The organism is Nocardia carnea (assembly GCF_029868855.1).
Taxonomy (GTDB): Bacteria; Actinomycetota; Actinomycetes; order Mycobacteriales; family Mycobacteriaceae; genus Nocardia; species Nocardia carnea_A.
Genome location: NZ_JARWOV010000028.1, coordinates 1 through 4646, shown reverse-complemented (window position 1 = coordinate 4646; position 4646 = coordinate 1). Strand labels below are relative to the sequence as shown.

The 4646-nt window shown below is 70.4% G+C and carries 3 protein-coding genes; all 3 read left to right on the top strand.

Annotated features, from left to right (window positions below; genetic code table 11):
- The first annotated feature begins 147 nt into the window (after nucleotides 1-147).
- The gene (crtI, locus tag QH195_RS02210; protein WP_280434144.1) at nucleotides 148-1734 is read left to right on the top strand and encodes a phytoene desaturase family protein; all 1587 of its coding nucleotides are present in this window, start codon (nucleotides 148-150) and stop codon (nucleotides 1732-1734) included.
- Between the two features lie 58 nt (nucleotides 1735-1792).
- Nucleotides 1793-3475, top strand: a complete 1683-nt coding sequence (locus QH195_RS02205; protein ID WP_280434143.1) for an alpha-(1->6)-mannopyranosyltransferase A — start codon at nucleotides 1793-1795, stop codon at nucleotides 3473-3475.
- Nucleotides 3476-3621: 146 nt separating this feature from the next.
- A complete protein-coding gene (locus QH195_RS02200) occupies nucleotides 3622-4605 on the top strand; it encodes a phytoene/squalene synthase family protein (RefSeq protein WP_280434142.1) in 984 nt (327 codons plus the stop codon).
- Nucleotides 4606-4646: the final 41 nt, after the last annotated feature.

Sequence of the window (4646 nt, the reverse complement as noted above, 5' to 3'; positions counted from 1 at the left end):
GGCGGTAGCGCAGCGTCACCACGCAGGGCCCCCGCACATGCCCGACGGACACAGCATGAGCGGGTCAGGCCCGGAGGCGGTAGCGCAGCGTCACCACGCAGGGCCCCCGCACATGCCCGACGGACACAGCATGAGCGGGTCGGGCATATGAGGACGGTGCGGGGCCCGGTGGATCGGGTCGTCGTGGTCGGGGCCGGGCTGTCCGGTTTGTCGGCGGCGCTGTACCTGACCGGCGCGGGCTGCGCCGTCACCGTGGTGGAACGCGCCGATCACCCCGGCGGGCGGATGGGACGCTACCGGTTCGACGGCTACGACATCGATTCCGGCGCCACCATCCTCACTCTGCCCGAACTCGTCGACGACGCGCTGGCCACCGTCGGTCTCGATACCGATACCGCGGTACCTCCGCTGCAGATCCGGCCGCTGGCCCCGGCGTATCACGCCCGTTTCGCCGACGGATCGGATCTGCGCGTCTTCTCCGATGCCGATCGGATGAGCGCGGAGGTGGCGCGGGTCTGCGGCCCGGACGAGGCCGTGCGCTACCGCCGGCTGCGGGACTGGCTGGGTCGGGTCTACCGCGCCGAATACGACGAATTCCTGGCGGCGAATTTCGACTCCCCCTTGGATCTGGTGCGGATCCCGGCGAAACGCGCGGCCCTGCTCGACCTCGTCGCGCTCGGGGCGTTCGGCCGACTGGGCCGGCGGGTCACCCGTACCCTGCGCGACTCCCGGCTGAGCCGATTGTTCACATTCCAGGCGCTGTACGCCGGGATGGCGCCCGCGCAGGCGCTGGGCGTGTACGGCGCCATTCCTCATATGGATACGGGTCTGGGCGTCTACTTCCCCGACGGGGGTATGCGCGCCGTCGCCGACACTCTCGCCGGGGCGTTCACCGCCGCGGGCGGCCGGCTCGAACTCGGCACCGAGGTGACGGGTATCGACTACCACCTGGGCCGGGCGCGGCACGTGGTACTGGCCGGCGGGCGGACCCTGCCCAGCGACGCGGTCGTGCTCACCGCGGATCTCGGATCGCTGAACCGCTTCGGTATCCGGCCGCGCCGCGGTCTGCGGGCCTCCCCGTCGGCGGTGGTCGCGCACGGACTGGTACCGGTCGCGGTGGCCGAACAGTGGCCGGTGCAGGCCCATCACACGATCGACTTCGGTGCCGCCTGGGCGCAGACCTTCCGCGAGATCACCGCGCGGCGCGGCGGCCGGCCGATGAGCGATCCGTCGCTGCTGCTGACCCGCCCCGCGCTGAGCGACCCCGGCCTGTACGTCACTCGCGACGGAGTCCGCTACGAACCGTTCTCGCTACTCGCACCGTGCCCGAACCTGGATTCGGCGCCGCTGGACTGGGCCGGGATGGGCCGGGCCTACTTGCGCGAGCTGCTCTCGGTACTGGAAGCGCGCGGATACCACCGGATTACGAGCGAGTTCGTCGTCGACCGGCTCGACACGCCCGCGACGTGGCGGGATCAGGGAATGATCGCCGGAACTCCTTTCTCGGCAGCGCACCTGTTCCGCCAGACCGGTCCGTTTCGTTCGCGCAACTTCCCGCGTGGCAGCGAGAACGTGGTCCTGGCAGGTTGCGGTACCACGCCGGGTGTCGGAGTTCCCACCGCGCTGCTGTCGGGAAAACTCGCGGCACAGCGCATTGTGGGCGAGAATCGCGGAGTCCGGACACGGGCCCCCGCCACCGTCCGGCGGTCTTCCCCGAGGGAAGCCGTAAACTGAGCGCCGACCTATTCGCCTGCGGTTGCGACCGCCGACCACCCGGGGGGACCGACAACTGATGCCAGCCCCCCATACGCACACCACCGCCACCGCCGTCCAACTCCCCGGCACCGGTGCCCCCGCACCGGCCGCGCCCGCTTCTGCGCGCGTATCCGGCCGGGCCGGTTTCGCGCCCGGTGTGCTGGGTCTGCTGCGGTTCTGCGCCGATTTCCTGCGCAGCCCGGAGGGGCATGCGGCACTGCTCGGCTTCATCGGCGCGGTCATGATCACCTTCGGCGGGTTCGGCGCCGGCAGCGTGCGTAAACGCGATCCACTCCTCGAAGCGGTGCACCTGTCCTGGCTGCGGTTCGGGCACGGATACGCCCTGTCGATGATCTGTGTATGGGCCGGCGTGCTGATGATGGTGGCCGCCTGGGTGCGGCTGGGCCGTATCACGCTGGGCTTCGGCGGTCACTCCGGCGATGTGCGCCTCAACGAATTACGCGCGATCGTCGGTATCTGGATCACCCCGCTTATGTTCGCGGTACCGATGTTCAGCCGCGACGCCTACTCCTACCTCGCCCAGGGCGCCCTGCTCCGGGACGGTTTCGACCCGTACCAGGTGGGTCCTGTCGCCAATCCCGGGGTCCTGCTCGACAATGTGAGCACCGTCTGGACCACCACCACCGCCCCCTACGGGCCGGTGTTCCTGCTGATGGGCCGCGCCATCACCGCGGTCACCGGCGACAGCGTGGTCGCGGGCACCATCGCGCTGCGGTTCGTGATGCTGCCGGGCCTGGTGCTGATGATGTGGGCGGTGCCGTACCTGACCAAACATCTCGGTGGGCGGCCCACGGTCGCGCTCTGGCTGGCCGTGCTCAACCCGCTGGTGCTGATCCACCTGATCGGCGGCGTCCACAACGAGATGCTGATGGTCGGCCTGATGTGCGCGGGTATCGCGCTGGTCCTGGAACGTCACCATGTGGCGGGCATCGTGGTGGTGGCCATCGGGGTCGCGATCAAGGCGACCGCCGGTGTGGCGCTACCGTTCCTGGTGTGGATCTGGATGCTGCACGAACGCGACCGGCGCGCCGAGGACGGGCAGCGTGCGGCGCTCGGGACGAGTAGCCGGGAATTCCTCGCACACCACTGGAAGATGTTCGTCAAGATCGCCTCGCTCGGGCTGGCGGTCTTCGCGGTGGTGTTCGTGGCGGCCTCGGCGATCGCCGGGGTCGGGATCGGGTGGCTCACTGCGCTGTCCGGGTCACAGAAGATCATCAACTGGTTGTCGCTCCCGACGATCCTGGCGCATATCACCACCTGGATCACACCCTTCGAACTCGGCTCGATCCTCGAGGTGACCCGCCTGCTGTGCATGGCCGCGTTGCTGGGCCTGCTGGTGTGGACGTGGTGGCGGTTCAAACTGACCGAACGTGATGCGGTACTGGGGATCCTGATCGCCTTCGTCGCGATCGTCATCCTGTCGCCGGCCGCACTGCCCTGGTACTACTCGTGGCCGCTGGCGCTGGCGGCGGGATTCGCGCTGTCGACCACCACGCTCATGACGCTGGTCGGTGTGTGCACCTGGTTGATGCTGGTGTTCCAGCCCGACGGTTCGATCGGGCTCTACAACTTCTGGCATGTCGCCGCCGCGACCTTCGCCTCCGTCGTCGCCGCGCTCTCGCTGCGGACGGTCGACCCGCTGCGCCTGCGTGGAACGCCCCGGCAGGTCACGACGCCCACTGTCACCGCCGGACCGTGAGCGCCGAGCGCGGTCCGAAGATCGCCGGCGACCCCGGCACCGCCGGATACAGCACCGCGGCCACACGCGGGGACGGAAGCGCTGCCACACTCGGGAATTCGACCGGCCCCGAAATGAGCGGACGTACCACCGATCGCCATGCCCGAATGGAACCACTCGGATGCCCGGAAGTCGTCACCCCCGGTTTCTCCCGCACCGCTGATCCTGAAACGCTGCGCCGCGCATACGACCGGTGCCGGCGGACGGCCGCCGTCCACGGACGCACCTATTACCTCGCGACCCGGCTGCTTTCCGCTGAGCAGCGCCCCGCCGTACACGCTCTGTATGCCTTCGCCCGCATGGTGGACGATATCGTCGACGACCCGGTATCGCCCCGGCAGGCGGCGGCAGTGCTGGATGACATCGAACTCGCCCTGCGCATCTCGTGGACACCGCTCGCCGCGCCCGTTCCACCCGACCCGGCCCGGCTCCGGGCGACCGCGCCCCTCGGCCCGCCCCAGGCGAGCACGGGCCGGCCATTCGATCCACCCCGGTCCGCGACCGCGCCGCTCCCCCCACCCCGGCCCGACCCGCCTCGGCCGCCCGACCCGCCTCGGCCCAGCGCGATCCCAGCGCTCGACGCGCCCCGGCTCGGTCGGCTACCGGCCGGGTTCGGCGAGATCGCCCTGGCTCTCACCGACACTGTCGCCGGGTTCTGCATCGATCCCCGGCATTTCTGGACCTTCCTGGATTCCATGCGCATGGACGCGCCCGGTTCACCGTTGTTCCGCAACCGCTACCCCACCATGGCCGCGCTGGACGAATACATGCGCGGTTCGGCGGCGGCCATCGGGCTGCAGCTACTCCCGGTGCTGGGTACGGTAGGCCCCCGCGCGGCGGCCGAACCCGCGGCGGCGGCGTTGGGCAACGCCTTTCAGCTCACCAATTTCCTGCGCGATATCGGCGAAGACCTCGACCGCGGCCGGATCTATCTGCCCGCCGACGAACTCGCCGTATTCGGCGTCGACGAAGAGCTACTGGTCCACTGCCGGCGGGCCCCCCCCCACGCCCCGCGCGGCCGCCGCCCGGTCCGGGCGTGTCACGAGAGCCGCGGGGCCCCCGAGCGGGCCGCGGGGGCCCAGCCCCGATAGACCCCCGCCCCCGCGGGCCCATTCCCCCCCCGCCCCCCAGC